The organism is Chelativorans sp. YIM 93263, assembly GCF_028767125.1.
Taxonomy (GTDB): Bacteria; Pseudomonadota; Alphaproteobacteria; order Rhizobiales; family Rhizobiaceae; genus Chelativorans.
This window is the reverse complement of the sequence record NZ_JAKCWP010000011.1, coordinates 1-26,634: the sequence shown is the minus strand read 5'-3', so window position 1 is coordinate 26,634 and position 26,634 is coordinate 1. Positions and strand designations below refer to the sequence as shown.

The window sequence follows — 26,634 nt, the reverse complement described above, 5'->3', positions numbered from 1 at the left end:
CACCGGTAGCGGACAGCGCAGTCTAACGCCTGATCATAATATGTGCATCATGCAAAAATAATAGGCAGAGTGGCGTTCGCATTTACGGCCGCCCATCTAGCCGGCAATATGGTGCTCGGGAGATGACCATGCACGAGATATTGACCCCTCGGGAAATGGGCTGGGCCGATCGCTTCGCCGCGCAAACGGGCCCTTTCGACAGTTACGGGCTGATGCACAACGCCGGCGCCGAGGTGACAGCGGAGATTCTCGCCCGTTATCCCGAGGCGGCAGGCTGCGATATTCTGTGTGGTCCTGGAAATAATGGCGGTGACGGCTACGTGGTCGCGCGCATGCTGCACGAGCGCGGCGTGAATGTTCGCCTTTGGCGTCAGGCAGAACCCCGCCAGGGCACAGACGCCGGGCGCGCCGCCGCTGCTTGCCCGGTTGAACCTCGCGCGCTTGAAACCTTCGAACCGGAAGCAGGCCGAGTTATTGTCGACGCGCTCTTCGGCGCCGGGTTGTCCCGGTCTGTGGAGGGGGGGTACGCGCAGGCGTTGGAGAAGGCGGGTGCGAGCAAAGACCCGATCGTGGCGGTCGATCTTCCATCCGGCATTTCGGGGGAGAGCGGGGCCGTGCTCGGCATCGCCGCACCCTGCACGCTTACGATTACCTTTTTCCGCAAGAAACCCGGTCACCTCCTTCAGCCTGGCAGGCACTTCTGTGGCGAAACGGTTGTATCTGATATCGGAATCCGCGCGGAGGTTCTGACGTCGGCCCGCCCGACCTGCTTTGAAAACACACCGGCGCTCTGGAGCTCATCCTTTCCGCGCCCCGCGGCCGATACGCACAAATATCAGCGTGGGCATGTCGCCGTATTTTCGGGAGGCCCGACGACAACCGGAGCGGCTCGCCTTGCCGCACTTGGCGCGGCACGGATCGGCGCCGGGGCTGTCACCCTGCTTTCCCCATCCGCTGCGCTTGCGGTGAATGCGATGCATCTCACCTCAATCATGTTGCACCGAACGGAGGACCAAAACGACTTTTCGGCTTTCCTGCGCGAGCGCCACCCCGCCGCGATTGTACTTGGCCCCGGTTTTGGCGTGGTCGAAAAGGTGCGCGTCTTTGCCGAGATGACACTGAAACCCGGCGGAGAGAATAAGCCTGCGCATCTCGTGCTCGATGCCGATGGAATTACGGCCTACGCCGCCGCACCCGAGCAGCTGACGGCGGCCGCTGAAAACAGCACGGCAAAACTGGTTCTGACGCCGCATATGGGCGAGTTTGCACGGCTGTTTCCGGATCTTGCGGCCGACGAACAGCTCTCAAAGTTGGACAAGGCGCGTCAGGCTGCCGTGCGCACGAAGGCTATCGTAGTGCTGAAGGGCAGCGATACCGTCATTGCCGCGCCGGACGCACACGCCGCTATCAACGCCAACGCCACGCCTTATCTCGCGACCGCCGGTTCCGGCGACGTTCTATCAGGCATGATCGCCGGTCTGCTCGGTCAGGGCATGCCGGCATTCGAGGCCGCCTGCGCCGCAGTTTTTCTGCACGCTGATGCCGGAGGAACTGTCGGTCCGGGACTCATTGCAGAGGATTTGCCGGAAAAATTGCCGGAAGCGATCAGGCGCTGTCTCGGCGAGCCGTGAAGCTCTACCCGCCGTCCACGGGCCTAAAATACAAACAGATAAAGCAAGATAATGACCACCAGTGGCACACCCAGAAGCCAAAGAATCAGTCCGCGTATCATCCCAATCTCCGATTTATAACCGGCGCCGCCGGCTCCACGAAGCGAACGTCGGGTCCATGCATATGTTCCAGCGATACTGGGGAGTTCAGAAGAAACCCAGCCCGAAGCTCTCGAAAACGCGCAGGGGCTCGCCTCTGAACCTTGCTGACTGAAAGTGGCCGTCCCGTCGCTCTCGCTGGGCTGGCTGTACATCGATAATACGAGGCGAGCATCTGGCGCAGCGGCTAACGCGGAATGACGCTCAACGACCCGTCGGTCTCAAGCACGACCAAATCGACTGCGGAAATTTCAGCTTTGCCGCTTTGCCTCACCGCGGCCAATATCTCTTCTCGTGTCACGCGTTGACGCTGCATTGCATTTTCCAGGTATTCTCCATCCCTGACCAGTAGAGTTGGCTCAGCCTTCACCACTCCCTGGATTCGATCGAAACGCACCGAGCTCCACGTGATGGCCCACTGCAGATAGATAAGCAGCGCAAGTGCTATGACACCCTCCGCGAGGGGAACGCTCTTGTTGAGAAGCACCGTCGCAAGCGTCGAGCCCAATGCCACGGTGATTACAAAATCGAACGCGTTCATCTTGCTCAAGGTGCGCTTGCCCGAAGCCCTGAGCAACAGGATGAGCAGGAAATAGGCGGCCGAACCGACAATCAGCGTTCGCAGAAGCCCCATCCAACTGTCGAAGAAGAGTGGATCCGTCATCATGAGCCCCTTTGCTAAAGGAATGAAAACGGCTCCTGAAAGGCAGAGTTCCGATCGCAAACAGCGACTAGGGTCATGGGAGAGAGATTGGTTGTGCTAGGCGGAGGCAATGGGCGACCGTGCCCAGGCGCTCGCAATGGCGGGCTTAGCACGGATGAGCAGCGGGCAGATTGTCTCCGCCGCTCCCAAAGCCAAAATGTTGTATTTCTCGATCTTCTGGTGAGCGCGCAGGGGCTCGAACCCTGGACCTACTGATTAAAAGTCAGTTGCTCTACCAACTGAGCTACGCGCTCGAGCAAGGCGTGTCGGCCTCTTGAAGTGCGGCGGAACATAGTGAGGTGGATTTCTTTGGTCAACTGGAAAAGGCGCGGATTGTCGGTCGGTTGAGGTTTTTTGGGAGGACGATGGCGCTGCGGCGGTATGCCACGAGATGGTGATTGGAGCATGTGCCGCCCCGCGGTTATATGTGAGCCGAGAGTACGACGGCAGGAAAAGGGTATATGGCGATTGATATCGGCTATACGAGCGCGCTGTTTGCGGGTGCGATTTCATTTCTATCCCCATGTGTGTTGCCTCTGGTCCCGCCATACCTTTGCTATATGGCGGGCGTTTCGGTGGATGATTTCCGCAAGGCCGAGACACCGGGCAACACGCGGTTGGCCCTTCTGGCCGCAGCACTTGCGTTCGTGATCGGGTTTTCGACCGTCTTTATCGCTTTGGGGGCAGGGGCTTCCACAATGGGTGCGATCTTGCGCGCTTGGCAGCGCGAGCTTGCGATGGTTGCCGGTGTCGTTATCATCTTGATGGGGCTTAACTTCCTGGGGATCATACGAATCCCGTTCCTGTCGCGCGAAGCACGCTTTCAAGCTGGCGGCCATCCAGCCAGTCTGGGAGCGGCTTATGTCATGGGGCTTGCCTTTGCTTTCGGATGGACGCCCTGCATCGGCCCGGTCCTTGGCCCGATTCTGACGCTGGCGGGCGGGCGCGACACAGTGGGTGAGGGGGCGTTGATGCTGGGTGTCTATTCAGCGGGGCTAGGCATACCCTTCCTCATTGCGGCAATGTTTTCCGACGCGTTCATGCGGTTTTTGAAGCGTTTCCGGGTGCACCTGGGCCGGGTGGAAAAAGTAATGGGCGGCCTTCTGGTCCTCGCCGGTGTCCTGTTCCTGACTGGAGGAATGGAGAGTATGGCGTTCTGGCTTTTGGAGGCATTTCCCGCTCTCGGCCGGCTTGGCTGATTGGAGCCTGCGCGGCGCAGTGCTACAGATCAACTTGATTCTGCAAGAGACGTACGGACCAGATACTCATGACGACACGTAGCTGCCTCGCCGTCATTCTCGCCGCCGGCGAGGGCACCCGCATGAAAAGCAACCTGCCGAAGGTGCTGCATAAAATCGCCGGGCTGGAGATGGTAGGCCATGTGATGAACACCGCAAGGGCGGCGGGCGCCGACGCGCTGGCCGTTGTAATCGGCAGCGGCGCTGAGCACGTCCGCGCGGCCGTGGCGGCTTTCTCGGACGGTGATGAAATACCTGAAGCGTTTACCCAGGAAGAGCGCCTTGGCACCGCGCATGCGGTACTTGCCACACGGCCCGCCATCGAACGCGGCTATGATGATGTGTTGGTCATGTTCGGGGACACGCCTCTGGTTGCGCCGGAAGCGCTTTCCGCCTTGCGTGCGCGTCTTTCCGGCGGCGTGGATGTTGCCATTATGGGATTCCGCACAGACCGGCCGAATGGCTATGGGCGCTTGATCGAGAATAAGGGTGTGTTGGCGGCGATTCGGGAGGACAAGGATTGCTCGGAAGAAGAGCGGCGGATCACATTCTGCAATGCAGGCATGATGGCTATTGCCGGCAGGCATGCGATCGACCTGCTGGATAGCATCGGCAATCAGAACGCCAAGGGTGAATATTATCTCACGGATATTGTGGAAGTCGCGAATCAGAAGGGGCTGTCGGTCGCTGCGGTGGAAGCCTCCTTCGAGGATGCGCTAGGCATCAATAACCGCGCCGAATTGGCCGAGGCCGAAGCCATCTGGCAGTCAAGAAGGCGCTTCCAATTGATGCTCGATGGCGTGACGCTGATCGCGCCGGAAACCGTATATCTTTCCTATGACACAGACATCGGCGCCGATACCGTTGTCGAGCCGAACGTTTGGTTCGGGCCGGGCGTTCGCGTCGGCGAAGGTGCGCAGATCCACGCATTTTGCCATTTCGAAGGTGCGGTGATCGAAGCGGGCGCGGAAATCGGTCCGTTCGCGCGGCTGCGGCCGCAGGCCCGGATCATGGAGAACGCCAAGATCGGCAATTTCTGCGAGGTGAAAAAGTCGCGAATCGAGCCGGGCGCGAAGGTGCCCCACCTAGCCTATATCGGTGACGCCGTGGTGGGCGAGAAAGCGAATATCGGCGCCGGCACGATCACCTGCAATTATGACGGCTTCAACAAACATCGCACGGAAATCGGAGCCGGAGCCTTTATTGGCACGAATTCATCTCTGGTCGCGCCGTTGACGATCGGCGCAGGGGCCTACGTGGCATCGGGCAGCGTCGTTACCGACGATGTTCCGGACGACGCGCTCGTTTTTGGCCGGGCGCGCCAGGCGACAAAGGAAGGGCGCGGCCGCGAAATGCGCGAGAAACTCGAGGCAGCAAAGAAAGCCGGGAAGTAGGGCAGGGCGTCAGCCTCTGTCCTTCAGCTCCGAGATCTCGTCCAGAAGCCGGCTCATTTCGTCGTCGACCGAAGGCTCTGTGCCTCCGTTCGACGCGACGCTCTTGATCTCGTCAACCGACAAGTCGACGTGCCTCAACAAAACCTCCTCTTTGCTCTCGGGAGCGGCAGGCTCTTGCTCCATGCCGACCCGTTTTTGTGCTTGTGAGGGTGTCGCCGCCTGGGCGGCGGTCGATGAGCGGGTAACGGGCGCCTCGCGCTGTTGCGTTTGACCCGTAAAGCTCGGCTCCCGTCGCTCGGGACTATTCGCAGTGGCTGCAGGCGCAGCTGGAGACTGCTGGGCGGGGGGCTGCGCCGGCCGAGCGGGTGCGGGGTCGCTCCGCTGAACCGGAGGTGCAACTTGTGCGGCAGCTTTGGGCGCCTGCCGGGATGGCTGCGGCTGCTGTATCTGTGGCTCGACGACTATGTCGCTCGGCCCACCGATCAGAATCAGATGCTCCACGTTATCGCGCCGCACGAGTACAAGGCGGCGCTGATTGTCGACGGCTGCGGCCTCGACGACACCGAGGCGGGGCAACCGCCCGCGCCCGCCGGAGATCAACGAACCTGTGTTGAACCCGCGCATCCTGCGCACCGCAACAAGAAGGATGACGAGAAGGGCAAGGGCGCCAAATGTCCAAAGCAGCGCGGTCAGATATCCTTCACCCGCCAACAGTTCACTCATCGCGGTTCTCCAAACAGCTGTATAAAAGAGTACGGAGCGGCTTGTTACACGGCAAGACGGAAATAAAAAGGCATCGCGCGGATGAGCTGTGGCCGGCCGGTCTCGCGAACTTGCACACTGTGACAGCCCTGATATATGCGGGAAGAGAGTTGGGGCCTCCTTGCGGTGGCATGACAGGCAGAAAGCGAATGGCCAATCAAAATGGCGGCGAAATGGACTCTGCACCCGTCATCGATCAGGGGACGCGGCCCGGTGTTATCACACGGCTGATCATCTTCATCGCGGTACTTACCGGCTCGGCACTCGTGTTCGCGCTTTTCCACGACAGGCTGGGTGAGGACTTCCTGCTCGGGATTCTCGGTGTTCTGGCAATGATCGGGGTCGGGTATCTTTTCGCCAGCGCAATCGGTTTCATACAGATTGCCCCGCGCTCCACCGGCGACGAACTCTCCAGGGCGTTCATCGATTCGATGGACGAGGGGCTTCTGGTCACGGATAGGAAGGGCCGGCCGCTCTATGCGAATCGCGCCTATGCGGAATTGACCGGTGCGACCTCCGCTGCGGACGTGAAGACGGTCGAGTCAATGCTGTCCGACAATTCCGAAGCAGCACCCACAATCGAACGGCTGGCCGCCGGTTTGCGCGACGGGCGCTCCGGCGACGGTGAATTTCGCCTTTCCCGCCCCATCCGCCCCGGCGCGGAGCCGGGCGCGCGCTGGTATCGCGCCTGGGCGCGCAGCTTCAAGGTACCGGGCCGACGCAAGCCGCTTTCCGCCTGGTCAATCACGGATATATCAGACGAGCGTGCCGAGCAGGAGCGCTTCTTTCTCGACCTGCAGAAGGCGATCGATCACCTTGATCATGCGCCCGCCGGCTTTTTCGCGGCCGATGCCGATGGCCGTGTCACATACATCAACGCAACGCTTGCAGAGTGGCTTGGGGTCGACCTTGCCAGTTTCGTGCCGGGCGCGCTGAAGCTCCCCGATATCATCGCTGGCGACGGCATGGCGTTGATCCAGTCGGTCAAGGCGGAAGAGGGCACGACACGCAACGCTGTCATCGATCTCGATCTCGCCACGATCAACGGCGAGATCTTGCCGGTGCGCTTCATGCACCGGGTCACGGCAACCCGCGACGGCACGCCGGGCCCGACGCGCACCATCGTGCTCAACCGCACGGAGGGCGAGGATGCCTCGGCCGATCTGCGCGCCTCCGAGGTCCGCTTCACACGCTTCTTCAACTCAACCCCCATGGCGATTGCGAGCGTGGACAGCAATGGCCGCATCCTGCGCACTAACGCGCCGTTCCTCTCCTTGTTTTCCAGCGTCGTCGACCGCGACGCGCTCGACCGTCGCATCCGCCTCGATTCCGTCATGCATGAGCGTGACCGCGAAGGCTTTGCCGTTGCCCTGGAGAAGGCCAAGCAGCACCAGGCCGAGATTGCGCCGATAGACACTGTTCTGCCGGACAACGAAGAGCGCCACATGCGCTTTTACGTCAACGCCGTGGCCGACCACAGCGGTGGAGCGAGCGAGGGCGCTGAGGAAGCCGCGATCGTCTACGCCGTTGAGACGACGGAGCAGAAAGCGCTCGAAGCGCAGATGGCGCAGAGTCAGAAAATGCAGGCGGTCGGTCAACTCGCCGGCGGGATTGCGCACGATTTCAACAACGTGCTGACGGCCATCATCATGGCCTCGGACCTGTTGCTCACCAATCATCGGCCGTCCGATCCGTCTTTCCCGGACATCATGAACATCAAGCAGAATGCCAATCGCGCGGCTTCGCTCGTACGCCAGCTTCTGGCTTTCTCGCGGCGACAGACGTTGCGGCCGGAAGTGCTCAACCTGACGGACGTGCTTGCCGATCTGCGCATGCTGCTTTCACGCCTGGTCGGCAACGAGGTGAAGCTCCAGGTCGAGCACGGCCGTGACCTATGGCCGGTGAAAGTGGATCTCGGCCAATTCGAGCAGGTGATCGTCAATCTGGCTGTCAACGCCCGCGACGCCATGCCGGAAGGTGGTGCGCTGACAATCCGCACGCGCAACGTGACGGCTGACGAGGCCGTGCAGCTGGATTATCCTGGGTTGGCACCGACCGATTACGCGGTCGTGGAGGTGGAAGACACCGGCACGGGCATGGATGCGGAGACGCAGAAGAAAATCTTCGAACCCTTCTTCACCACAAAGGAGATCGGAAAGGGAACCGGCCTCGGTCTTTCAATGGTTTACGGCATCGTGAAGCAGACCGGCGGTTTCATCTATTGCGACTCCGCAATGGGCGAGGGGACGACATTCCGCATTTTCCTGCCGCGTTATATTCCCACCGAGGCCGAGCAGGAGGCGGCGAACCAGGAGGCGGAGAACGGTCAGAAGCTTGCCGGCCCCAACCGGGATCTGTCCGGCTCGGCCCGCGTCTTGCTGGTGGAAGACGAGGATGCAGTGCGCATGGGTGGCGTGCGAGCGCTGTCCTCCCGCGGTTATGAGGTGCACGAGGCGAGCTCCGGCACGGAAGCGCTGGAAATTTTCAATGAGCTCGATGGCAAAGTCGATATCGTGGTCTCCGACGTGGTCATGCCGGAGATGGACGGTCCCACGCTTCTCGGGGAGTTGCGCAAGGTCCAGCCGAACATCAAATTCATCTTCGTTTCCGGGTATGCGGAAGACGCCTTTGCCAAGAACTTGCCTTCAGACGCGATCTTCGGCTTCCTGCCAAAGCCGTTCTCGCTCAAGCAGCTCGCAACCGTTGTAAAAGAGATGCTTGAAAAAGAGGGGTGAGCCGGCCGCCCGTGCTACACCTCTACCGGATGACGCACACGATTTTGCTGGCCGAACACATCGAGATAACGCTTGATGTCTTTGGGCTGTCCGATTGCCTTCTCGGGATTGTCGGAAAGTTTCACCGCCGGCCGGCCATTCGCATCGCTGACCTTGCAGACCAGTGAAATTGCCTTCAGCCGGTCGATTTTCTCCGGCGCACAATCCTCGAAATCGTTGGTGAGATTGGTGCCCCACCCGAAGGCCATGCGCACCTGCCCTTGAAAATGCTGAAATGCTTTGATGATGGTCTCGACATCCAGGGCATCGGAAAAGATCAGCAGTTTTTCCCGGGGATCGCGGCCGCGCTCCTTCCACCATTCGATAATGCGCTCTCCGCCCTCGATCGGGGGGGCGCTATCCGGGCGAAAGCCGGTCCAGTCGGCCACCCAATCCGGCGCCTTGTGCAGGAAGGCGTCGGTCCCAAAGGTATCCGGCAAAACGATCAGCAGATTGCCGCCATAGTAGCTCTGCCAATCCTCCAGTACCCGATACGGGGCCTCCTTCAGTTCATCGTCATTCTCTGCCAATGCACCGAGAACCATGGGCAACTCGTGCGCATTGGTACCCAGAGCATCCAGGTCCGAGTCCATGGCGAGCAGCACATTCGAGGTGCCGGTGAAAGAGGCACCGATGCCCTCCTTCAGCGCCTCCACGCACCAGCGTTGCCATAGGAATGAATGCCGGCGGCGGGTGCCGAAGTCGGAAATCCTGAGATCAGGGTATTCCTTCAGCCGCTCCACCTTCGACCAGACCTTGGCCTTGGCGCGCGCGTAAAGAACATCCAGCGCGAACGGTCCGAGATGGCGCATCGCGGCGCGTGAACGCAATTCGTTGATGATGGCCAGCGCCGGAATCTCCCACATTGTGGTTTCCATCCACCTTCCGTGAAAGCTCAGCTCGAGCTGACCGTCGCGCCGGCGAAGCTCATATTCGGGCAAGCGGAAATCAGCAAGCCACTTCAGGAACTCGGGCTGAAAGATCTGTTTGCGGCCATAGAAGCTGTTACCGGCCAGCCAGATCATCTCCTTCTTGGTAAATCGCAGGTTCCGCGCATGGTCGAGCTGTTCGCGCAGCTCTCCCTCATCGATCTCGTCGGCCAGCCGGACCTGCTTATTGCGGTTCGTCAACGAGAATGTCGCGTTGACGTCAGGATAAAGCCCCCAGACCATCTGCAGCATCAGGAACTTGTAAAAATCCGTGTCCAGAAGGCTACGGATGATCGGGTCCAGCTTCCAGGTGTGGTTATAAACCCGGCGGGCAATGTCTGTTTTTGTCATGACTCATCCGGCTTGTTGATCCGCTCCGGCCAGTAGAAACCGGACCGGCTGTAGCCATCGGCTCTCTGCTGGTGAAACCCACACCCGCCGACGCAAAATGTCAATGAACAACCGGACGGCATTCCCGCGGGCAGTGGAACAAAGCGGACCAGGGTGCGTTAAATTGCCGCGCGGTCCGGATTCTCTATAGATCGTCGGACAAGATCACGATGGGAGGACAACCTTGAGGGATAGCCATGCGAGGCTCCTGCTCAACACGGTCGTCCCGCGGCGTCGCCGTGGTTTTTCTTATACCGTTTGTCATTCCTGCCATATCGTCCGTGGCAGGCGCGCACCAGGCGGCATCCGGCTGGGTGTACCCTCACGCCTGTTGCTCCAATCAGGATTGCCGGGAGGTTCCGGCGAGTATGGTGAAAGAGGGCCCAGAGGGATATGAGATTGGTCCAACTGGTGAAGTGGTAGACTATGATGACCGCCGTGTTCGGATTTCGCCGGATGGCATCTATCATTGGTGTTCGATAGCCGGAGAAGACGACTCGCGTACGATCTGTCTCTTCGTGCCGCCGCGTCTCTTCTGAACCCGATTGAGCTATCGCAATATAGCTGCCGGAAATGCTGCGAGCGGGCATTGGCGCCCGCTTGTTTTCAGTCGTTCGAGCTCTCCGTATAAACTGCTGACCCTATAACCCCGAAGTCTTGAGATTTCGCGCCGGCGGCCGCCTTAAGAAAGCCCCCGGACGAGAGACCGCGACGTAGCAGTTCGCGCACCGCCGCCGCTCTGCTTGGCATCCGATTCTCGAACCGGAAATCGTCTAGAGCCTGCATTTCATCCTCGTTGAGCATTACTTGCAAACGTTCCGCGCGCTCAAGTGCGGTCACTTACCCCTCCTTTAGACGCTTTCTACCGTCAGGCTAAGAGCAACGAAAGAAGATGATCATGTCTCAATATTTAGTCAAGACATCAAAATGAGTAAGTGCCTCATGCTCATCAAACGACGCGACGTGAGAAAATGGCTAAATAATTGAAAATAAAAGAAAAATAATTGCGCCCCGCGTTATGTTGTCTTATGCTCTTCGCGGCACGGGTATGGAGGTTTCATGGCAAGGCGGCATTCGGGCGAACTGGCGCTCGATCTTCACGCGACCGTAAAAGAGGCGTTGAAACGCGAAGGCGTTGTCAACGTGTCTGCCATTGCCATGAAGATGCACGAGCAACATGGCCAGAAAGGTGTTAGCCTGAAGGAACTGGAAGGCCAGGTTTTGGCGACTGCTCTGGCGCTCAATGCCCCGGTTGTTTTCGACCGCCCGGATTCCACCGCGAACGGTAAAAGCGGATAGAAAACGAGCCCCGAGAAATGTTCGAAGCCGATGGACTTGAGTGAAGCCGCAAGTGGAGCGGCCTTGGCGCTATCCGTCGTTAAAGCGGAATATTGTCGTGCTTCTTCCAGGGGTTGTGGAGGTCCTTGTTGCGCAGCATTTGCAGGGCGCGCGCTATACGGCGGCGGGTTGAGCGAGGCATGATCACTTCATCCACATAGCCCCGCTCGGCGGCGGCAAAAGGCGAGAGGAAGCGCGATTCATAATCGCGTGTGTGCGCGGCAATCTTTTCCGCATCATTGATGTCCTTGCGGAAAATGATTTCAACCGCGCCCTTGGCGCCCATTACGGCAATCTGCGCCGTCGGCCAGGCATAGTTCACGTCGCCGCGCAGGTGTTTGGATGCCATGACATCGTACGCACCGCCGAACGCTTTGCGCGTAATCACCGTAATCTTGGGTGTGGTGGCCTCCGCATAGGCGAAAAGGAGCTTGGCCCCGTGCTTGATCAGGCCGCCATATTCCTGGCCGGTCCCTGGCAGGAATCCAGGCACATCCACAAAGGTAACGAGCGGGATATTGAAGCAATCGCAAAAGCGTACGAAGCGCGCCGCCTTTCGCGAGGCGTCCGAGTCGAGCACGCCCGCAAGCACCATGGGCTGGTTTGCAACGAACCCCACGCTCCGGCCTTCCACCCGGCCAAAACCGGTAACAATATTTTTGGCGAAGCTTTCCTGAATTTCGAAGAAATCGCCTTCGTCCGTGGTCTTCAGGATCGCTTCCTTGATATCATAGGGCTGGTTTGCGTTGGGGGGAACCAGCCGATCGAGGGACCGGTCCATGTCCTCGACGGGAGCGTGAGATTCGATTTGCGGAATCTCGCTCGTATTCGAGGCAGGCAGGAAATCAATTAACCGGCGCATCTGCAAAAGCGCCTCGACATCATTGTCATAGGCGCCGTCCGCGATGGAAGATTTCGTGGTGTGGACGCGGGCGCCACCTAGTTCTTCGGCTGTCACTGTTTCGTTGGTGACCGTCTTGACCACATCCGGTCCGGTCACGAACATGTAGGACCTGTCACGCACCATGAAGATGAAGTCTGTCATGGCCGGAGAGTAGACATCCCCGCCAGCACACGGGCCCATGATGACGGAGATCTGCGGAATCACGCCCGAGGCAAGCACATTGCGCTGGAAAATTTCTGCATAGCCGCCGAGCGCGGCCACGCCCTCCTGGATACGCGCACCGCCGGCGTCATAGAACCCAATGATCGGCGACCGGTTTCGCAGCGCCATATCCTGAATTTTCATGATCTTTTCGGCGTGTGCCTCCGACAGCGAGCCGCCGAAGACGGTAAAATCCTTCGCGAAGACAAAGACGGTGCGGCCGTTGACCGTTCCCCAACCGGTGACGACACCGTCGCCCGAGATCTTGGTCTTCTCCATGCCGAAACCGCTGGAGCGGTGTTCGACGAACATGCCGAACTCCTCGAAGGAGCCCTCGTCAAGAAAAACCTCCAGCCGTTCACGAGCTGTCAGCTTTCCCTTGGCGTGCTGCTGTTCAATCCGCTTTTCTCCGCCGCCAATGCGTGCGGCAGCGTGACGCCTTTCAAGCTCCTTCAGAACCTCTTTCATGTTCCTCCCCGGGTTAAGGCAGTATGGCAACAGGGCGGTAGGGTAACAGAGAAAGGGTGGCCCCACGCCCTAATGCCTGGTCCTTTATTTATCCTAATCCCCTACCATGCCCCGGTATTCTCCATCGAGGCCCACGGTTCCGCCTTGGGTTTGGCTTCGCCCTTTTGCAGAAGCTCAATGGAGATGCCATCCGGCGACCGCACGAATGCCATGTGGCCATCCCGGGGCGGCCGGTTGATCGTCACGCCGCCGTCCATCAGCCGCTGGCACGCCTCGTAAATGTCGTCCACTTCATAGGCGAGATGGCCGAAATTGCGTCCGCCCTGATATTCCTCGGGGTCCCAGTTATAGGTTAGCTCGACCAGGGGAGCCCTGTTGGCCTCGGCGGATTCCACGTCCTCTGGTGCAGCAAGGAAGATCAGTGTGAAGCGGCCCTTTTCGTTTTCGATCCGCCGTTTTTCCACGAGTCCGAGCTTGTTGCAGTAGAAATCGAGCGATTCGTCGATGTCGCGGACACGGACCATTGTGTGCAGATAACGCATAACAGCTCCTTCATTTCGGTCTGCGGCAAGATAGAGCGCAAATACCGCTCCCGGCAACGGTTCCCTTGACCGAAACCGGGAGATGAATCCGGGTATTGTTGAAAACCCCCCGGACAGGTCTTGCTAACTCATGAACCTACGATGCTATCCTTCGGAAATAGAATCAGTCCGGCGGACTAGGGAAGGCAAGATCTGATGGGGGATAATTCCTCGACAGCGCGTGAGCTTGCTGGGGGTGAACTGGCCCGGGGAGCTGGGAAGACGGAGGATAGGTCGGAGCTGATCGAGGTCTCCGGCAACATCAAGTGGTTCGATGTCGCCAAGGGATTCGGGTTTGTTCTACCCGATAGGCCGGAAACAGGGGATGTTCTTCTTCACGTATCCTGCCTCCGGCGCGACGGATATCAGACTGCGCTGACCGGCGCCCGCGTCGTCTGCCTCGCAAAGCAGGGCGAGAAGGGGATGCAGGCGTTCAAAGTGTTGTCGATGGACAATTCCACGGCAACGCACCCCGCCGAGGACCAGACACAGCGCACCCATGTTAGCGTGACTCCTGAAAGCGGTTTGGAGCGCGCGCTCGTCAAGTGGTTCAACCGCGAGAAGGGTTTCGGCTTTCTCACGCGCGGTGAAGGGACGGAAGATATTTTCATCCATATGGAGACGCTTCGCCGCTTCGGCGTCACCGAGTTGCGCCCCGGCCAGGTCGTGCTCGTGCGTTATGGGCGTGGTGAGAAAGGTCTCATGGCGGCTGAAGTCCATCCTGACTTGGGAACATTGCCGGTCTCACACTAAGTCCCCGCGCACAGTGCTGGGCTGGCATATTCCTTCTGCAGCGGGTAATCAGAAGCATTCTCTGCCCGTATCGGAGCTGGCAATGCGCTACATCCTTCATCTTGTTGCTATCTTCACCTTGCTGACGGCGAGCGCGCAGGCGCAAGAGCCAATGCGCCTGCCGGTGCATCCCGATCCCTTGGTCGCCGAAGCGGCGGATGACGGAAAGGCGTTCTCGATAGAAATCGCAAGGGAACCGGCTGAGCGAGCAAGGGGGCTGATGTTCCGCCGCGACATGCCCGATGATCGCGGCATGCTGTTTTTCTTCGATGACAGCCGGCGCCGCAGCTTCTGGATGCAGAATACGCCCATGCCGCTCGACCTCCTGTTTATCGGCGAGGACGGGATGGTCCGGGCGATCGAACAGGGCGAGCCATTTTCGACCGATGCTATTGCTCCGCCGGTCGAGGCCCAGTTTGTCCTTGAATTGAAGGCCGGAACCGCGCAGAAATCCGGCATCGAGGTCGGCACCCGCTTGCGCCATCCGCTGATCGATGCCGTTGCCGGGGCGACTGATTGACTGTTTTGGCAGGGGACACCGGCGAGCATGCAGACTTTTACGAACGAGGGCTTCGACATCGCCTTCATTGATGAGGGCAAGGGCGATCCGATTCTTCTCATCCATGGCTTCGCCTCAAACCACCTCGTCAACTGGATCACGCCCGGTTGGGTGAAGACATTGACGGATGCCGGATACCGGGTGATCGCGTTGGATAATCGCGGTCACGGACAGTCCTCGAAAAGCCACGAACCCGACGACTACACCCCATCCAGAATGGCCGGTGATGCGGCCGCACTCCTCGCCCACCTCAAGATTGAACGAGCCCACGTCATGGGCTATTCCATGGGCGCGCGTATCACCGCGTTTCTCGCACTGGAATACCCCGGCAACGTTGCCACGGCCATCTTTGGCGGCTTGGGGGCGGGTATGGTCGAGGGTGTTGGCGCCTGGGACACGATCGCCGACGCGCTCTTGGCGGAAGATCCCGAGACTATCCCGGATGAGCGCGGCCGCATGTTCCGCGACTTCGCGGACCAGACGAAGAGCGACCGCCGCGCACTCGCCGCTTGCATATCCACCTCGCGCGAACTTCTTACGCCGGAGCAGATGGGTCGCATAACCCAGCCGGCCCTCGTCGCCGTCGGCACGAAGGACGACATTGCCGGCGCGCCGGAGACGCTCGCCGAACTCCTGCCGCACGGCGAGGCATTCGCCATAGAGCGCCGCGATCACATGCTGTCGGTCGGCGACAAGTCGTTCAAGAAACGGGCACTCCAGTTCCTGGAAGAGAATCCGCTATGATTGCCGCGGAAACGATCGCGTTTACCGGGGCCGAAGACAACAGCCTGGTGGGCACGATCTGGGATGGAAAGGGCCACCCCGTCATCTTCCTCCACGGCGGCGGCCAGACCCGCCGCGCATGGGACACCACGGCCCAGCGCCTGGCCGGGCACGGTATGCGCGCCATCACGGTCGATCAGCGCGGCCACGGCGAAAGCGCCTGGGTCGTGAGCGGTAATTACACATTCGCCCATTTTGCAGAAGATGCGAACGCCGTCGCCCTGCAAGTAGAGGAGCATTTCAGGGTACGCCCATCGATTGTCGGCGCGTCCCTTGGCGGGCTTGCCGCCCTTGCGGCACAGATCGGTTCGCCAGACCTTCTGGAATCTCTCGTCCTCGTCGACATCACGCCTCGCATGGATCCGGAGGGCGTTGCGCGCATCCAGGAATTCATGGGGGCCCGAATGGAGGAGGGGTTTGCCACGCTGGACGAGGCTGCCGACGCGGTTGCCGCCTATCTTCCGCACCGCCGGCGGCCGCGCTCTTTGGAGGGACTGCGCAAGAATCTGCGCCTGGATGCGGACGGGCGCTACCGCTGGCATTGGGATCCTGCATTCATCAAGGGCGAACAGAACATCGATCAGGGCTCAGCCCCGTTCATGGAGAGGATCATGGCGGCCCTTCCGAATCTCGCCCTTCCAGTCTTGCTGGTGCGCGGCGTCCAATCGGAGCTGGTCCAGGAGGAGTACGCGCGCGAGTTTGTCGATCGCACTCCCACAGCCTCCTATGTCGATGTTCGCGGCGCCGGCCATATGGTCGCCGGTGACCGCAACGACGCCTTTTCCGAGGCGGTGCTTGATTTTCTCACGGGCGATAAAGCGGCCTGAAATCAATTTCGCTTGATGATTGTTCAAGTAATTTGCGGTTCAATCGAGCGGCCGGGTATTCTATGTTCATGTGAGCCGGTACGTTCGCAGCATGGAGAAGCCTGATGACGGCCAGACACGCCCTTCGCCCCGATGCGCCGCAACAGATGGATCCCATCTGGTCCGCCGTCCGCTCCGAGGCTCAGGAGGCAGTGGAGAAAGATCCGCTCCTCGCCGCGTTTTTGTATTCGACGGTCCTCAATCATAAAGCGCTCGAAGATGCGGTGATCCACCGGGTGGCCGAGCGTCTCGACCATCAGGATGTCAGCGCGGATCTCATCCGGCAGACTTTCCAGGCCATGCGTGACGACACGTCGGACTGGAGCACGACGGTGCGCGTCGACATCCAGGCTTACTACGACCGCGATCCGGCCTGTGACCGGTTCATCATGCCCGTTCTGTATTTCAAAGGCTTTCACGCCATCCAGACGTATCGGCTGGCCCATTGGCTTTGGGAGCAGGGCCGGCACGACTTCGCATTTTATCTGCAAAGCCGCTCTTCCTCCGTGTTCCAGACGGATATCAATCCGGCAGCAAAGATCGGCAAAGGCATCTTCCTCGATCATGCGACCGGCCTGGTGGTTGGCGAAACCGCCGTGGTGGAGGATAATGTTTCCATTCTGCAGGATGTGACCCTGGGTGGGACGGGCAAGGAAATGGGGGACCGCCATCCCAAGATCCGCCACGGTGTGCTTATCGGCGCTGGGGCGAAAATCCTCGGCAATATCGAGATCGGCCACTGCACCAAGGTGGCCGCCGGCTCAGTGGTGGTCAAACCGGTGCCGGCGAACAAGACGGTGGCCGGCGTGCCGGCGCGCATTATCGGGGAAGCTGGATGCGAGGAACCCTCACGCGCGATGGATCAGCTCTTGCAGGGAGGAGAATGACCTAGCGGTGGAAAGCCGGGGTTTTCGTGGGGCAGGGCAGCCAGCGGACTTTACAGCCGCGCCGCCCCCGTGTCAGAAGCGCTGCGGCCACCCCCCGAACAGCGGAGAAGTTTGTTGAAGCCGGAAGAACTCAGAAAGCTCGACGCGTATTTCAAACGCACGTTCCAGAACGCCTCCCTGATGGTCAAGGCGCGCCCGCGCAAGGACGATTCTTGCGAGCTCTACCTTGGTGACGAGTTCCTTGGTATCATCTTTCGTGACGAGGAGGAGGGCGAGCTTTCCTACAATTTCTCCATGGCGATCCTGGACATCGATCTCGACTGATCAAACGTCCGTTCGCCTTGCCGCGATTGTGCATCGCGCCGTATCCTGGTCTTTGACACTCGGGAGAGGCCGTTTCCATGCCGATTTATACACTCGACAATGTAGCTCCGGAATTTGCAGATGAGGAAACGGTCTGGATCGCGCCGGACGCGTCGCTCATAGGGCACCTTCATATCGGTCGCGCTGTGGGCATCTGGTTCGGCTCGGTCCTGCGCGGCGACAATGAGCCGATCACAATCGGCGATGAAACCAATGTGCAGGAACACACGATCATGCACACCGACATGGGTTACCCGCTTACGGTCGGGCGGGGTTGCACGATCGGGCACCGCGCAATGCTGCATGGCTGCACGGTCGGAGACAATTCTCTGATCGGAATGGGCGCCATTGTCTTGAACGGCGCCCGGATCGGCCGTGACAGCCTGGTTGGTGCGGGCGCACTGGTGACGGAAGGCAAGACGTTTCCAGACCGGTCTCTTATCGTCGGTTCACCTGCCAAAATGATACGCGAGCTTGACGATGCGGCAATCGCCAACCTGCGAGCTTCTGCCACCCATTATGTCGAAAACGACCGGCGCTTTCGCCGGGGCCTTGCCCTCAGGTCGTAAGCACAGCTCCTTTACCTGAAATAAGCGGAGCCGGCCCGGGGAAGGGCCGGCTCCTGACCCGGTCGTTGGGGACGGGGAGGTGGGGACTCGACCGGGTTTTCCGATGTTCCTATTGGGATACGCTGCCGACGAGCACGTCGCGACCGTGTTCGATGCTTACCCATTTGCCGCTATGGTGCTCTGACTGGCGCTTGAGATACTCGTAAGGCGTCTCGGACCATGGCAGGACGCGCGCCTCCATATTATCGAGCACATAGTCGCCCATATGCGTGTTGACGGTAAGGACCGCGTGCCCGTCGCCATTCGGCTGGAGAACCACGGTAACCAGCAGGTTGCTGCCTGGAATGCCGGCTTCCATCAGCCGACGACGTTTCTCCAGAACATAATCCTCGCAGTCGCCGTAGATATCGGGATAGGACCAGTACTCCTCGATACCCCAAAGTTCCATGTCCGTGCGCGGCATCACCGATCTGTTTACCGCGTTGTTGACCTCGACAATCGTTTCCCACAGCGCCGGCGTCAGGTTGACGGGCGATACACGCCACGTAGTCCGACTGCATTCCTCGGGATGACGCTGACAAAATTCGTAATGGCCTACAGGTTGCGAGGTAATTCCGCCTGTGGCCATGAAATCCGTACCCGCTTGGGCATTTGCCGCAAAGGCTGAAAGCAGAAACGCAAACGTCGCCACTCGCGGACTGGTCTTCGCTTTATTCATTGTCGTCTCCCCGTTCGGAAGCGACAATGGCATCTCTGAATTTATACCGCGCAAAAAACAGAAGTAGAAATAAGATCAAATTTTATACAAGTTGATAACCATTCGGGAAAACGAGATTAAACGGTGGATTAACTGCAATAGTTATTGCGAATTACCATGGTAAATCTTTCCTGAATCCCATATGGGAATCAAATTTAAGGAAAGCGCGATATGATCGACGCCTGCCACCATGGATGGCCATGGAAGTGGGAGGAATATGTCGAACGAGGTGTTGGGCTGTTGGATTAGACGGGTATGCCGTCCTGCAACGCGTCGTGTTCCTGGATGACAGCGAACTCGACGGCAATACCGTTATCGAGATGTCGGACCACCCGGCCGCGCACGGCCCCGAGAAACACAGGGGTTTCGAGTTCCGGTTTGACATCGACCTGGATTGCCGCGCCGGAGACGGAAAGGTCGACGATCCGGCAGCGATATTGCTGATCGTCCGGCAGTCGAAGAGTGGTGAGCGGATTGTTCGGGATAATACGCTCGTGGCGGCGGTCTTCCGGAAGGTTCAACTCATGTCGGTTGGCAAGCCAGGTCAATTGAGCCGCAAGCTTGTCCCGTTTTCGTTCCGAGGCGCTTATGGTCATGGCGAAGCCATCATCCGTCATACGCGTGATGACACCCTCGATACGCCCGACATGGTCCAGATAGGCTACCACGCGCTCACCTACGGCACCGGTCTTTTCAGCTGTCATTGAGAGGTCACCGGGCGACATGTTCGTCACCCGACAGGGGTACTCAGAGCGGTCCTGCAACATGTAACGACCGTGAATCGTGACCTCTACGCGCTGAAATCTGCGCCTTTCCGGGCGTGGGGGGATCGGGTTCATGACCGCAGGATTCACCGTAACGTTCCACTTTCCGATTGCGCAGCCTGTCCACTGGCAATCGGCAGCAGCCTATCTTTACAACGGTTAAGATCGCGTAATGCGCTGGTCTGAACGGGAGGTTCGCACCAGCCTCATGAGAGGAAGGTCGCGTGGAAATCCGATATTCAACCTCGGCCGAGATCTATCCGGCTCGTCCGCCCTGGTAGACGACCAGATGCCGAATGCGACGTCCTTGTTCAGTTTCCGCGGCCATCAATTCGCCATCCGGCGAAAGGGAAGGGCTATTGATGGTCGAACGGAGGGGTGCAGCCACCATCTCTTCCGGGTTCACAAAATGAAAGCTACCGATCTTGTTTTCCACGATTGGATCGGCGCCGAGCCAGAACGGTTTCATGAGCGGCTGAACGGTGCCCAGAAAGCGTGGGCGCTCACCCTTGCCCGCGAGCGGCAACAAAATCATTTCAAAGTTGTTGATCCGGCTGTCACGTGTCGCACCCTCGTAGGCAATGACGCAAACGGCGTTGTCCTTCGACACGTGATCGACAAGCCGATTGATTGCTTGTGTATCTTTCCGAGCCCACAAGGACGGGAAGAGATGCCCTTTTAGCTCTTTGCCATAGATTGCGCACATGCGTGTGCCGGCCAGGCGAAAAGCTGTCTCGCCATGATCCCCGCGCTCCAGAATAAATGTGTCTGCGAGCAATTGCTTGATCTCGGCGGGTTCGATCTCTGTTCGCAGCGGCGCGGGCCGCCTGCCGCGTAGCCTGTTCCAATATTGGAACAGAGCCATTGATCCGTCCTGATTCATGCCTGCCTGTCCATTGTGACTGCGTTCCCGTTTCAAAAGCGAACAGGAGAGGTCCCACTCACTCTAGATGACCGAAGAAGCAGGTTCTGTGCCAGTCTTGATCCGCCTTTTGCACGGGAACGGTTTGTTAGGGTTAACAAAAGGTTGACGTTGCATGAACGGATAATCGCTGCCACATACTACGGTAAACAAAACGATAACCGACGGCAGCGCCCGCGGTTCCAAGGTTAAGCAGTGGGGCTCGACCGAAAGCCGTCCAGCGGAAACGCTGGGCGGCTTCTGTTTTGTCCCTATCTCTGTTACCGCAGCACTCTGACAAATCCGCAGGCGGCAGACCGAATGACCGAGACCAACTCCTCCCACGACGAAGAGACGGACTTAGAAACCGAACCGCGCCGCCGCGAACCCATCTTCAACATGCCGGGGGTGGTGACGCTCCTGATCGCGGTCTGCGTGGCCGTTCACCTGGTGCGTGTCTATGTCTTGAGCCCGTCCGGCAACGTGGAGGTGCTGGCGCGGTTTGCGTTCATACCCATGCGCTACACCAGTGGCCTGCCACTCGATATTTATGCGTTTCTCAGCCCGCTTACTTACGCCTTTTTGCATGGGGGAGTGGCTCACCTGGCGATCAATATGATCTGGCTTGCCGCCTTTGGCTCTCCGTTGGCAAATCGAATCGGCACGGCACGGTTCCTGCTCTTCTGGGGAGCGACGGTGCTTGCCGCCGTCTTTCTTCATTTCATCCTTCATCCGTATGATATATTGCCGCTCGTGGGCGCTTCCGGTGCCATCTCGGGAATGATGGGGGCGGCCGCCCGGTTCGGCTTCCGCATCGACCGCACAGAGGGGAGAGCAGCCTTCGCAGGCCCGGTTCTTCCGCTGCCAATGGTGTTCCGCTCGCGCATAGCGGTGGTGTTCCTGGTCGTATGGATGGCGGTCAATCTTGTTGTCGGCCTTACCTCCGGCATCGGAGACAGCCCGCGGATCGCTTGGGAGGCCCATATCGGCGGTTTTCTCGTTGGCTTCTTTTTTATTCACGCTTTCGACCGTAAACGGCCCGAACACCACTATCCCGTGTGACATCTTGCAAAGCCGGTCGGCTCGGCGCACCATCGGTCATCCCGGACACCGGGAAATTGGAAGCGATAGGAGATCGCGATGACGGTGAAGGCCATCCTGGATGAAAAGGGCCGCGCGGTAACCACCATCCCCGCGGACAAGACCTTAGCAGAAGCCGCTGCGCTTCTTGCCGACCACGGCATTGGCGCCGTAGTCGTCACGAATGACAAGATGCGCATCGACGGCATTCTATCGGAACGCGATATTGTGCGCGCGATCGGCCGGAAAGGCGCTATCGTGCTCGAGCAGCCGGTCTCAAAGATCATGACGGCTGACGTGCAGGTTTGCCGTGAAAGCCACACTGTGAACGATGTCATGCAGATGATGACGGCAGGCCGCTTCCGACATCTCCCGGTAGAGGATAACGGACGACTTGCCGGCCTCGTTTCGATCGGCGATGTGGTCAAACGCCGAATCCAAGAAGTGGAACGCGAGGCCGAGGATATTCGCACCTACATAGCCAGCGCCTGAGTGAAGGAGGCCGCCGCTTGGGCGGCGACCTCGTCACGTTTTCAGCGGTTGTCGAGCTGGGAGCGCACGAGCCTCAGCCCGCGTTGCGTGATTCGATAAGGCCCGCCGTTCTGGGAGACGATGGCCTTCTTTCGCTTGATTTTACGAAAGAGCCTCACATTGAGGCCGGGAAAGTACCAGCCGTCACGCGTTACGCAGTGGAGTTGGGCTATCCGGCCGCGCTCGTCCTTCTCGACATCGATGCGGCCCCCTTGTGCGAGAATGTGGAGGATGCGCTGTTCCGCGCGTGAGATATCCATTCGTTCGAAGTCCTGGAAAACCGTGGCGCAGGCGCGCCAATACAGATGCCGCGTCAGCCAAGGCTGCGCGGGGCTCCGGTTTTCGCCCTGATCCTTCGGGATCAGGGCCTCAGCAGGTCTCCGACTGTTTGGACATCAAGACTCCGTTTGAAGCGGTGATCGCAATAGCGTAGCGGGTGCGCCACGTAAAGCACCGCCTGGGGCTTACAGGCAGGGAACAGCGGGAAAAGACGTTGCGTTGCAAATCCATAGTGTATAGAAATTGGGCACAATGAACGGGTGCCTTTCTTTTAATCAGAATGTGGAAAAGCTCGCGAGGCCGCTCAAGGTCGGCCCGGTCACACTGCGCAATCGCGTCTTTCTGGCTCCAATGTCGGGCGTCACCGATCTGCCGTTTCGCCTGCGGGCACATGCTCACGGCGCCGGGCTCGTGGTCTCCGAGATGGTGGCGAGCGGCGAGTTGGCGAAGGGCAGGGCGGACAGTGCACGCCGCATCCGCCGGCCCAACATCGACGTGCATATGGTGCAGGTCGCCGGCCGGGAAGCGCGCTGGATGGCCGAAGCGGCGAGGATCGCAGTCGATGCCGGCGCAGATATCGTCGATATCAACATGGGTTGCCCGGCAAAGAAGGTAACGGGCGGCTACTCGGGATCGGCACTCATGCGCGAGCCGGACCATGCGCTTTCGCTCATCGAGGCGGTGGTCAAGGCGGTTCGGGTACCGGTCACCGTCAAGATGCGGCTCGGCTGGGACGAGGATAGCCTCAACGCACCGATGATCGCGCAGAGGGCGGAGGAGGCCGGCGTGCAGATGGTGACGATCCATGGACGTACGCGCTGCCAGTTTTACAAGGGCAGGGCGAATTGGCAGGCGATCGCGCGGGTCAAGCAGGCGGTCTCCATTCCCGTAATCGCCAACGGCGATGGCGATGGACCACAGCAGGCCGCCTCTATGCTGGCCCAGTCCGGCGCCGACGCGGTGATGATCGGCAGGGCTCATTATGGCGCGCCGTGGAAGGCCGGCATGCTCGCCCATTTTGCCGCCGGCAACGATGCACCGGGCGTGCCGCAGGATTCCGCCGCGCTGGTCGACTACATTTCCGCTCATTACGAGGACATGCTTTCCCATTACGGCCCCGGCCAGGGCATGCGCCACGCGCGCAAGCATCTGGGCTGGTACATGGACCGTTTCGGCCGTGCGGATGCCGAAGTGCGCCGCGCGATCATGACCGGTACGGAGCCTGCTGCGGTTCTGCGGCAGTTGCCGGAGGCCTTTGATGAAATCTCCGGCGAACAAAGGTTGGTGGCATGATGGCAGGCACGCCGGCAGCCGGCAGCGCCAAAACGGAACTCGCGCAGGCCGTGATCAACGCAATCGGGCTCCCGGTGATCATGGTGGACAGCGAGGGGCATATTGTCTTTGCCAACGTGGAGGCCGAGAGCTTTTTTGGACTCGGGGCGACGATGTTAGCACGCAGCCGACTGGCCGATTTCGTGCCTTTCGGCAGCCCGCTGCTATCGCTCCTGGAGCAGGTGCGCGAACAGCGTTCGGCCTTCAACGAGTACCGGGTCGACCTTTCCTCTCCGCGTCTCGGGCCCGATCGGATCGTCGACATCTATGTCGCTCCCGTCACCGAGAAACCCGATGCAGCCGTCATCATGCTGCAGGAGCGCACGATGGCGGAGAAGATCGACAGGCAGATGACCCATCGCGGTGCAGCCCGGTCGGTCACGGGGCTTGCCGCCATGCTGGCGCATGAGATCAAAAATCCGCTGTCGGGGATTCGCGGCGCGGCACAGCTCTTGGACAATGTGGTTTCGGACGAGGACCGAGGCCTGGCGCGGCTGATCACGGAAGAAACGGACCGCATCGTCGCGATGGTCGACCGCATGGAAGTGTTCTCGGATGAGCGACCTGTTGAGCGCGAGCCGATCAACATCCATGTCGTTCTCGACCACGTGAAGGCGATCGCGCGGAACGGTTTCGCCCGCGATATCGAGATCGTGGAGGAATACGATCCCTCGTTGCCGCCGGTCTTTGCCAATCGGGACCAGCTTATCCAGGTCTTCCTGAATCTGGCGAAGAACGCGGCGGAAGCCATTGGAAGAAAAGGCGATGGTGAAATCCGGTTCACCACCGCTTTCCGTCCTGGCATTCGCCTCTCGGTGCCTGGTACGAGCGAGCGCGTCTCGCTGCCTCTGGAATTTTGCGTGCACGACAACGGGCCGGGGGTGCCGGAGGATATCCGATCGATCATCTTCGATCCTTTCATCACCAGCAAGACGAACGGCTCGGGCCTTGGCCTGGCATTGGTCGCCAAGATCGTCGGCGCCCACGGCGGCATCGTGGAATGCGACTCGTCCTCGCGCGGCACGACTTTCCGCATTCTGATGCCCGCCTGGCATGAGCCCGCCGGCCCCCGCGCCGCTAACCGAAAACGAGCGGATTCCAGGTCATGAGCACAACGGGCAGCATTCTCGTCGCCGACGACGACGCGGCCATTCGCACGGTTCTCAACCAGGCGCTTTCGCGCGTCGGCCATCACGTCCGCGTGACCTCCAACGCCGCCACGCTGTGGCGCTGGATTGCGGCGGGCGAGGGCGATCTCGTCATCACCGACGTCGTGATGCCGGACGAGAATGCCTTCGACATGCTGCCGCGCATCCAGAAAACGCGGCCGGATCTGCCGGTGATCGTCATGAGCGCGCAGAACACGTTCATGACGGCGATCCGCGCCTCGGAGGGCGGGGCCTATGAGTATCTCCCCAAACCCTTCGACCTGACTGAGCTTCTGGGCATTGTTGGCCGGGCGCTTTCGGAGCCGAAGAAAGCCAGGAAGTCCGAGCCGAAGGCGGAGGACGCTCCCGACTCCATGCCGCTTATCGGCCGTTCGCCCGCCATGCAGGACATCTACCGCATGCTTGCGCGCATGATGCAGACGGATCTGACCGTCATGATCAATGGCGAGTCGGGCACCGGCAAGGAGCTTGTGGCGCGGGCACTGCATGATTTCGGCCGGCGGCAGGACGGTCCTTTCGTGGCGATCAATATGGCGGCGATCCCGCGAGACCTCATCGAGTCCGAACTTTTCGGTCACGAGAAAGGTGCTTTCACCGGCGCTCAGCATCGCTCCTCCGGCCGGTTTGAGCAGGCAGATGGCGGCACGCTGTTCCTCGATGAAATCGGTGATATGCCGATGGAGGCCCAGACGCGACTTCTGCGCGTTCTCCAGCAGGGCGAATACACCACCGTGGGTGGACGCACGCCGATCAAGACTGATGTGCGCATCGTGGCTGCGACCAACAAGGATTTGCGCACGCTGATCAATCAGGGGCTTTTCCGCGAGGATCTGTTTTACAGGCTCAACGTCGTGCCTTTGCGCCTGCCGCCGCTGCGCGAGCGCGCGGAGGATATCCCGGACCTGGTCCGCCACTTCTTCGGTCTGGCGGAGCGGGAAGGCCTTCAGGCCAAGCGCATCAACAGGGCGGGCCTCGATGCGATGATGCATTATTCGTGGCCGGGAAATGTGCGCGAGCTGGAAAATCTCGTCCGGCGGCTTGCCGCGCTTTATCCGCAGGAAGAAATCTCGGAAGAAATCGTCGTCAACGAGCTGAGCGGCTCCGGATTTTCCGACCTGGAGCCGAACGCCGCAACCCTTCCGGAAGATTTGCCGCTGGGGCAAGCGGTCGAGCAGTATCTCCAGCGCTATTTCCGCGGCTTCGGTGACGACCTCCCGCCCGTGGGCCTCTACCAGAGAATCGTATCGGAAGTGGAATATCCGCTGATCCTTGCCGCACTGACGGCAACTCAGGGAAACCAGCTCCGGGCAGCGGAATTGCTGGGGCTGAATCGAAACACTCTGCGCAAGAAAATTCGCGAACTGGGCGTCGACGTCTTCAACTCCGGACGGCATTCGCAAGCCTGATTGATCTCCTGTCGTCTCGTCGTTCCTGCTCTTGTAGATGGGAGGTCGATCGTGAGGCCGCGCCTTCCATTGAGTGGGGTGGAAGTTTCTTACGAATCCCACACGCCTATTCGTTCCCGCGCGGTGGTCCGCCGGGGCTTGTCAA

At 59.8% G+C, this 26,634-nt stretch carries 28 protein-coding genes and 1 tRNA gene; 18 read left to right on the top strand and 11 right to left on the bottom strand.

Translation table 11 applies throughout. The annotated features are described in order from the left end of the window. Positions 1–128 precede the first annotated feature (128 nt). Positions 129–1,631, top strand: a complete 1,503-nt coding sequence (locus LY631_RS18530; protein ID WP_274427081.1) for an NAD(P)H-hydrate dehydratase — start codon at positions 129–131, stop codon at positions 1,629–1,631. A gap of 325 nt (positions 1,632–1,956) precedes the next feature. On the opposite strand, the gene LY631_RS18525 is transcribed toward LY631_RS18530, so the two are convergent. Continuing rightward, positions 1,957–2,433 (bottom strand): DUF421 domain-containing protein, encoded by a 477-nt coding sequence (locus LY631_RS18525; protein WP_274427080.1) that lies wholly within the window; start codon positions 2,431–2,433, stop codon positions 1,957–1,959. A gap of 217 nt (positions 2,434–2,650) precedes the next feature. Beyond that, positions 2,651–2,726: transfer RNA gene (locus LY631_RS18520), tRNA-Lys, on the bottom strand. 207 nt (positions 2,727–2,933) lie between these two features. On the opposite strand from LY631_RS18520, the gene LY631_RS18515 reads away from it, so the two are divergent. Further along, positions 2,934–3,671: a cytochrome c biogenesis CcdA family protein gene (locus tag LY631_RS18515; protein ID WP_274427079.1), complete on the top strand. Its 738-nt coding sequence runs from the start codon at positions 2,934–2,936 to the stop codon at positions 3,669–3,671. 68 nt (positions 3,672–3,739) lie between these two features. Further along, positions 3,740–5,104: a bifunctional UDP-N-acetylglucosamine diphosphorylase/glucosamine-1-phosphate N-acetyltransferase GlmU gene (glmU, locus tag LY631_RS18510; RefSeq protein WP_274427078.1), complete on the top strand. Its 1,365-nt coding sequence runs from the start codon at positions 3,740–3,742 to the stop codon at positions 5,102–5,104. Positions 5,105–5,113: 9 nt separating this feature from the next. Here the strand turns inward: glmU and LY631_RS18505 are convergent, their stop codons facing one another. Further along, positions 5,114–5,827, bottom strand: a complete 714-nt coding sequence (locus LY631_RS18505) for a flagellar biosynthetic protein FliO (protein WP_274427077.1) — start codon at positions 5,825–5,827, stop codon at positions 5,114–5,116. A gap of 188 nt (positions 5,828–6,015) precedes the next feature. Here LY631_RS18505 and cckA point away from each other — a divergent pair, with 188 nt between their 5' ends. Continuing rightward, positions 6,016–8,601, top strand: a complete 2,586-nt coding sequence (cckA, locus tag LY631_RS18500) for a cell cycle histidine kinase CckA (RefSeq protein ID WP_274427076.1) — start codon at positions 6,016–6,018, stop codon at positions 8,599–8,601. Between the two features lie 14 nt (positions 8,602–8,615). Here cckA and pncB read toward each other — a convergent pair whose 3' ends face one another. Next, positions 8,616–9,920: a nicotinate phosphoribosyltransferase gene (gene pncB, locus LY631_RS18495; RefSeq protein ID WP_274427075.1), complete on the bottom strand. Its 1,305-nt coding sequence runs from the start codon at positions 9,918–9,920 to the stop codon at positions 8,616–8,618. Positions 9,921–10,156: 236 nt separating this feature from the next. On the opposite strand from pncB, the gene LY631_RS18490 reads away from it, so the two are divergent. Next, positions 10,157–10,498 (top strand): hypothetical protein, encoded by a 342-nt coding sequence (locus LY631_RS18490; protein WP_274427074.1) that lies wholly within the window; start codon positions 10,157–10,159, stop codon positions 10,496–10,498. A gap of 67 nt (positions 10,499–10,565) precedes the next feature. Here LY631_RS18490 and LY631_RS18485 read toward each other — a convergent pair whose 3' ends face one another. Next, positions 10,566–10,799 (bottom strand): hypothetical protein, encoded by a 234-nt coding sequence (locus tag LY631_RS18485; protein ID WP_274427073.1) that lies wholly within the window; start codon positions 10,797–10,799, stop codon positions 10,566–10,568. 219 nt (positions 10,800–11,018) lie between these two features. On the opposite strand from LY631_RS18485, the gene LY631_RS18480 reads away from it, so the two are divergent. Beyond that, positions 11,019–11,258, top strand: a complete 240-nt coding sequence (locus tag LY631_RS18480) for a hypothetical protein (protein ID WP_274427072.1) — start codon at positions 11,019–11,021, stop codon at positions 11,256–11,258. A gap of 79 nt (positions 11,259–11,337) precedes the next feature. On the opposite strand, the gene LY631_RS18475 is transcribed toward LY631_RS18480, so the two are convergent. Next, positions 11,338–12,870, bottom strand: coding sequence for an acyl-CoA carboxylase subunit beta (locus LY631_RS18475; protein ID WP_274427071.1), 1,533 nt, complete (start codon positions 12,868–12,870; stop codon positions 11,338–11,340). 101 nt (positions 12,871–12,971) lie between these two features. Continuing rightward, positions 12,972–13,412 carry a VOC family protein gene (locus tag LY631_RS18470; RefSeq protein WP_274427070.1) on the bottom strand — a complete coding sequence of 147 codons (441 nt, stop codon included), beginning with the start codon at positions 13,410–13,412 and terminating at the stop codon, positions 12,972–12,974. Positions 13,413–13,607: 195 nt separating this feature from the next. Here LY631_RS18470 and LY631_RS18465 point away from each other — a divergent pair, with 195 nt between their 5' ends. From LY631_RS18465 to LY631_RS18435, 7 genes are all read left to right on the top strand, one after another. Next, positions 13,608–14,204, top strand: coding sequence for a cold-shock protein (locus LY631_RS18465; protein WP_274427069.1), 597 nt, complete (start codon positions 13,608–13,610; stop codon positions 14,202–14,204). Between the two features lie 82 nt (positions 14,205–14,286). Next, on the top strand, positions 14,287–14,763 hold the full coding sequence (locus tag LY631_RS18460; RefSeq protein ID WP_274427068.1) for a DUF192 domain-containing protein: 477 nt from the start codon (positions 14,287–14,289) through the stop codon (positions 14,761–14,763). Positions 14,764–14,790: 27 nt separating this feature from the next. Next, entirely contained in the window at positions 14,791–15,546 is a 756-nt protein-coding gene (locus LY631_RS18455; protein ID WP_274427067.1) for an alpha/beta fold hydrolase, read from the top strand. After that, positions 15,543–16,412, top strand: a complete 870-nt coding sequence (locus tag LY631_RS18450; RefSeq protein WP_274427066.1) for an alpha/beta fold hydrolase — start codon at positions 15,543–15,545, stop codon at positions 16,410–16,412. The genes LY631_RS18455 and LY631_RS18450 overlap by 4 nt, the downstream gene beginning before the upstream one ends. A 104-nt stretch (positions 16,413–16,516) precedes the next feature. Continuing rightward, positions 16,517–17,338 carry a serine O-acetyltransferase gene (gene cysE / locus LY631_RS18445; RefSeq protein WP_274427065.1) on the top strand — a complete coding sequence of 274 codons (822 nt, stop codon included), beginning with the start codon at positions 16,517–16,519 and terminating at the stop codon, positions 17,336–17,338. Between the two features lie 114 nt (positions 17,339–17,452). Then, on the top strand, positions 17,453–17,662 hold the full coding sequence (locus LY631_RS18440; protein WP_274427064.1) for a DUF3126 family protein: 210 nt from the start codon (positions 17,453–17,455) through the stop codon (positions 17,660–17,662). A gap of 77 nt (positions 17,663–17,739) precedes the next feature. After that, on the top strand, positions 17,740–18,270 hold the full coding sequence (locus LY631_RS18435) for a gamma carbonic anhydrase family protein (RefSeq protein WP_274427063.1): 531 nt from the start codon (positions 17,740–17,742) through the stop codon (positions 18,268–18,270). Between the two features lie 109 nt (positions 18,271–18,379). On the opposite strand, the gene LY631_RS18430 is transcribed toward LY631_RS18435, so the two are convergent. The 3 genes from LY631_RS18430 to LY631_RS18420 form a co-directional block, all read right to left on the bottom strand. Continuing rightward, positions 18,380–18,988 carry a transglutaminase-like cysteine peptidase gene (locus LY631_RS18430; protein ID WP_274427062.1) on the bottom strand — a complete coding sequence of 203 codons (609 nt, stop codon included), beginning with the start codon at positions 18,986–18,988 and terminating at the stop codon, positions 18,380–18,382. A gap of 284 nt (positions 18,989–19,272) precedes the next feature. Beyond that, complete coding sequence (locus LY631_RS18425; RefSeq protein WP_445082910.1) at positions 19,273–19,866, bottom strand: PilZ domain-containing protein; 594 nt, start codon at positions 19,864–19,866, stop codon at positions 19,273–19,275. A 181-nt stretch (positions 19,867–20,047) separates the two neighbouring features. Beyond that, positions 20,048–20,674 carry a PAS domain-containing protein gene (locus LY631_RS18420; protein WP_274427060.1) on the bottom strand — a complete coding sequence of 209 codons (627 nt, stop codon included), beginning with the start codon at positions 20,672–20,674 and terminating at the stop codon, positions 20,048–20,050. Positions 20,675–21,013: 339 nt separating this feature from the next. Here LY631_RS18420 and LY631_RS18415 point away from each other — a divergent pair, with 339 nt between their 5' ends. Further along, positions 21,014–21,754 carry a rhomboid family intramembrane serine protease gene (locus LY631_RS18415; protein ID WP_274427058.1) on the top strand — a complete coding sequence of 247 codons (741 nt, stop codon included), beginning with the start codon at positions 21,014–21,016 and terminating at the stop codon, positions 21,752–21,754. A 78-nt stretch (positions 21,755–21,832) separates the two neighbouring features. Continuing rightward, positions 21,833–22,264 carry a CBS domain-containing protein gene (locus tag LY631_RS18410; RefSeq protein ID WP_274427057.1) on the top strand — a complete coding sequence of 144 codons (432 nt, stop codon included), beginning with the start codon at positions 21,833–21,835 and terminating at the stop codon, positions 22,262–22,264. Positions 22,265–22,305: 41 nt separating this feature from the next. On the opposite strand, the gene LY631_RS18405 is transcribed toward LY631_RS18410, so the two are convergent. Then, positions 22,306–22,563 carry a YjhX family toxin gene (locus LY631_RS18405; protein ID WP_274427056.1) on the bottom strand — a complete coding sequence of 86 codons (258 nt, stop codon included), beginning with the start codon at positions 22,561–22,563 and terminating at the stop codon, positions 22,306–22,308. A 271-nt stretch (positions 22,564–22,834) separates the two neighbouring features. On the opposite strand from LY631_RS18405, the gene dusB reads away from it, so the two are divergent. From dusB to ntrC, 3 genes are read left to right on the top strand one after another with little or no spacing between them, the layout of a single operon-like run. Continuing rightward, positions 22,835–23,875, top strand: a complete 1,041-nt coding sequence (gene dusB, locus LY631_RS18400; RefSeq protein WP_274427055.1) for a tRNA dihydrouridine synthase DusB — start codon at positions 22,835–22,837, stop codon at positions 23,873–23,875. Then, positions 23,875–25,023, top strand: a complete 1,149-nt coding sequence (locus tag LY631_RS18395) for a two-component system sensor histidine kinase NtrB (protein WP_274427178.1) — start codon at positions 23,875–23,877, stop codon at positions 25,021–25,023. Before dusB ends, LY631_RS18395 begins: the two co-directional genes overlap by 1 nt. Continuing rightward, a complete protein-coding gene (gene ntrC / locus LY631_RS18390) occupies positions 25,020–26,489 on the top strand; it encodes a nitrogen regulation protein NR(I) (RefSeq protein ID WP_274427054.1) in 1,470 nt (489 codons plus the stop codon). Before LY631_RS18395 ends, ntrC begins: the two co-directional genes overlap by 4 nt. Positions 26,490–26,634: the final 145 nt, after the last annotated feature.

What these genes read in the sequence shown, in the direction of transcription:
- LY631_RS18425 (WP_445082910.1), bottom strand. Translation starts at nt 19,866, where the DNA reads ATGAACCCGATCCCCCCACGCCCGGAAAGGCGCAGATTTCAGCGCGTA.
- dusB (WP_274427055.1), top strand. Translation starts at nt 22,835, where the DNA reads ATGAACGGGTGCCTTTCTTTTAATCAGAATGTGGAAAAGCTCGCGAGG.
- ntrC (WP_274427054.1), top strand. Translation starts at nt 25,020, where the DNA reads ATGAGCACAACGGGCAGCATTCTCGTCGCCGACGACGACGCGGCCATT.
- LY631_RS18405 (WP_274427056.1), bottom strand. Translation starts at nt 22,563, where the DNA reads ATGGATATCTCACGCGCGGAACAGCGCATCCTCCACATTCTCGCACAA.
- LY631_RS18420 (WP_274427060.1), bottom strand. Translation starts at nt 20,674, where the DNA reads ATGAATCAGGACGGATCAATGGCTCTGTTCCAATATTGGAACAGGCTA.
- pncB (WP_274427075.1), bottom strand. Translation starts at nt 9,920, where the DNA reads ATGACAAAAACAGACATTGCCCGCCGGGTTTATAACCACACCTGGAAG.
- LY631_RS18470 (WP_274427070.1), bottom strand. Translation starts at nt 13,412, where the DNA reads ATGCGTTATCTGCACACAATGGTCCGTGTCCGCGACATCGACGAATCG.
- LY631_RS18505 (WP_274427077.1), bottom strand. Translation starts at nt 5,827, where the DNA reads ATGAGTGAACTGTTGGCGGGTGAAGGATATCTGACCGCGCTGCTTTGG.
- LY631_RS18410 (WP_274427057.1), top strand. Translation starts at nt 21,833, where the DNA reads ATGACGGTGAAGGCCATCCTGGATGAAAAGGGCCGCGCGGTAACCACC.
- LY631_RS18465 (WP_274427069.1), top strand. Translation starts at nt 13,608, where the DNA reads ATGGGGGATAATTCCTCGACAGCGCGTGAGCTTGCTGGGGGTGAACTG.
- LY631_RS18435 (WP_274427063.1), top strand. Translation starts at nt 17,740, where the DNA reads ATGCCGATTTATACACTCGACAATGTAGCTCCGGAATTTGCAGATGAG.
- cckA (WP_274427076.1), top strand. Translation starts at nt 6,016, where the DNA reads ATGGCCAATCAAAATGGCGGCGAAATGGACTCTGCACCCGTCATCGAT.
- LY631_RS18395 (WP_274427178.1), top strand. Translation starts at nt 23,875, where the DNA reads ATGGCAGGCACGCCGGCAGCCGGCAGCGCCAAAACGGAACTCGCGCAG.
- LY631_RS18515 (WP_274427079.1), top strand. Translation starts at nt 2,934, where the DNA reads ATGGCGATTGATATCGGCTATACGAGCGCGCTGTTTGCGGGTGCGATT.
- LY631_RS18530 (WP_274427081.1), top strand. Translation starts at nt 129, where the DNA reads ATGCACGAGATATTGACCCCTCGGGAAATGGGCTGGGCCGATCGCTTC.
- LY631_RS18490 (WP_274427074.1), top strand. Translation starts at nt 10,157, where the DNA reads ATGCGAGGCTCCTGCTCAACACGGTCGTCCCGCGGCGTCGCCGTGGTT.
- LY631_RS18430 (WP_274427062.1), bottom strand. Translation starts at nt 18,988, where the DNA reads ATGAATAAAGCGAAGACCAGTCCGCGAGTGGCGACGTTTGCGTTTCTG.
- LY631_RS18460 (WP_274427068.1), top strand. Translation starts at nt 14,287, where the DNA reads ATGCGCTACATCCTTCATCTTGTTGCTATCTTCACCTTGCTGACGGCG.
- LY631_RS18480 (WP_274427072.1), top strand. Translation starts at nt 11,019, where the DNA reads ATGGCAAGGCGGCATTCGGGCGAACTGGCGCTCGATCTTCACGCGACC.
- LY631_RS18415 (WP_274427058.1), top strand. Translation starts at nt 21,014, where the DNA reads ATGACCGAGACCAACTCCTCCCACGACGAAGAGACGGACTTAGAAACC.
- glmU (WP_274427078.1), top strand. Translation starts at nt 3,740, where the DNA reads ATGACGACACGTAGCTGCCTCGCCGTCATTCTCGCCGCCGGCGAGGGC.
- LY631_RS18450 (WP_274427066.1), top strand. Translation starts at nt 15,543, where the DNA reads ATGATTGCCGCGGAAACGATCGCGTTTACCGGGGCCGAAGACAACAGC.
- LY631_RS18475 (WP_274427071.1), bottom strand. Translation starts at nt 12,870, where the DNA reads ATGAAAGAGGTTCTGAAGGAGCTTGAAAGGCGTCACGCTGCCGCACGC.
- cysE (WP_274427065.1), top strand. Translation starts at nt 16,517, where the DNA reads ATGACGGCCAGACACGCCCTTCGCCCCGATGCGCCGCAACAGATGGAT.
- LY631_RS18455 (WP_274427067.1), top strand. Translation starts at nt 14,791, where the DNA reads ATGCAGACTTTTACGAACGAGGGCTTCGACATCGCCTTCATTGATGAG.
- LY631_RS18525 (WP_274427080.1), bottom strand. Translation starts at nt 2,433, where the DNA reads ATGACGGATCCACTCTTCTTCGACAGTTGGATGGGGCTTCTGCGAACG.